The following is a 1694-nucleotide window of genomic DNA, read 5'->3' as shown; positions in this document are numbered from 1 at the left end:
CGCCCCCTCACCCCGCTCTCCCCGCTCGGCGGCGGGCTGCGCTGGGCCGACCCGGTACTGCGCGGCACCGAGGTGTGGTGCGTCCTGGAGGAGTTCACCGGACCGGCGCCGACCGACGTCCGCCGCGTGCCGGCCGCCGTACCGCTGGACGGGTCGGCCGCCGACGACCGCTCCCGGGTACGGGAGCTCACCGACGGCCGGCACCGGTTCGCCACCGGACCCCGGCTGTCCCCCGACGGGCGGCACGCGGCCTGGCTGGTCTGGGACCACCCGCGGATGCCCTGGGACGGGACCGAGTTGCGGCTCGCCGCGATCACGGCCGAGGGCACCCTGACCGGCGCCCGCACCGTCCTCGGCGGGCCCGACGAGGCCGTGGCCCAGGCCGAGTGGGGCACCGACGGCAGCCTCCTCGCGGTCAGCGACCGCGGCGGCTGGTGGAACCCGTACCGGGTCGACCCGGACAGCGGCACCGCCGTCAACCTCTGCCCGCGGGAGGAGGAGTTCGGCGGCCCGCTGTGGAAGCCCGGGCTGAGCTGGCTCGCCCCGCTGCCCGACGGGCTCGTCGCCGTCCTCCACGGCCGGGGCTCCTCCGTCCTCGGCGTCCTCGACCCGGAGAGCGGCGACCTGGTCGACGCCGCCGGCCCCTGGACCGCCTGGCAGCCCACCCTCGCCGCCCACGGCCACCGCGTCTACGGGGTCGCCGCCAGCCCGCGCAGCGCCTACGAGGTGGTGGAACTCGACACCGAGAGCGGCCACGCCCGCGTGGTCGGCGCCGCCGGCGTCGACCCGGTCGACCCCGCCTACTATCCCGAACCGCAGACCCGCACCTTCCTCGGCCCCGACGACCGGGAGATCCACGCCCACGTCTACCCGCCGCACCACCCGGCGCGCCGGGCCCCCGCCGACGAACTGCCCCCGTACGTCATCTGGGCGCACGGCGGCCCCACCGATCACGTGCCGCCCGTACTCGACCTGCACATCGCCTACTTCACCTCCCGGGGCATCGGCGTCGCCGAGGTCAACTACGGGGGCTCCACCGGCTACGGGCGCGCCTATCGGGAACGGCTGCGCGAACAGTGGGGCGTCGTCGACGTCGAGGACTGCGCGGCGGTGGCCCGGGCCCTGGCCGCCGAGGGCACCGCCGACCCGGACCGGCTCGCCATCCGCGGCGGCAGCGCGGGCGGCTGGACGGCCGCGGCCTCGCTCGCCGCGACCTCCCTGTACGCGTGCGCCGCCATCCGCTACCCGGTCCTGGACCTGCGGGGCTTCGCCGAGGAGACCCACGACCTGGAGTCCCGCTACGTCGAGGCCCTGGCCGGGCCGCCGCAGACCCTCGCCCTGCGCGACCGCGAGCGGTCCCCGGTGGCCCTCGCCGACCGGATCACCGCCCCGTTCCTGCTGCTGCAGGGCCTGGACGACGCGGTCTGCCCGCCCGCCCAGGCGGAGCGGCTGCTCGCCGCCCTGCGGGGGCGGGGCGTGCCGTACGCGTACCTGGCCTTCGAGGGCGAGGGGCACGGCTTCCGCCGGGCCGACACCATGGTCCGCGCCCTGGAGGCCGAACTCGCCCTGTACGCCCAGGTGTTCGGTATCGAGCGGACGGACGTGCCGAAGCTCCGCCTGGACACCAGCTGACGGGCCCGGCCGGGCGCGGCGGGCCGGGTGGCGGCCCCAGGCGGGGCGGCGGGGGGTTGGCG

The 1694-nt window shown here is 77.6% G+C and carries 1 protein-coding gene; it reads left to right on the top strand.

The window, feature by feature from the left end; all coding sequences use genetic code 11:
- A partial coding sequence (locus tag HYE82_RS36335; protein WP_179178486.1) for a prolyl oligopeptidase family serine peptidase occupies positions 1-1632 on the top strand: 1632 nt, incomplete at its 5' end.
- Positions 1633-1694 lie beyond the last annotated feature (62 nt).

Source organism: Streptomyces sp. BR123 (assembly GCF_013401435.1).
Classification (GTDB): domain Bacteria; phylum Actinomycetota; class Actinomycetes; order Streptomycetales; family Streptomycetaceae; genus Streptomyces.
This window is presented reverse-complemented; position numbering and strand designations above follow the sequence as displayed.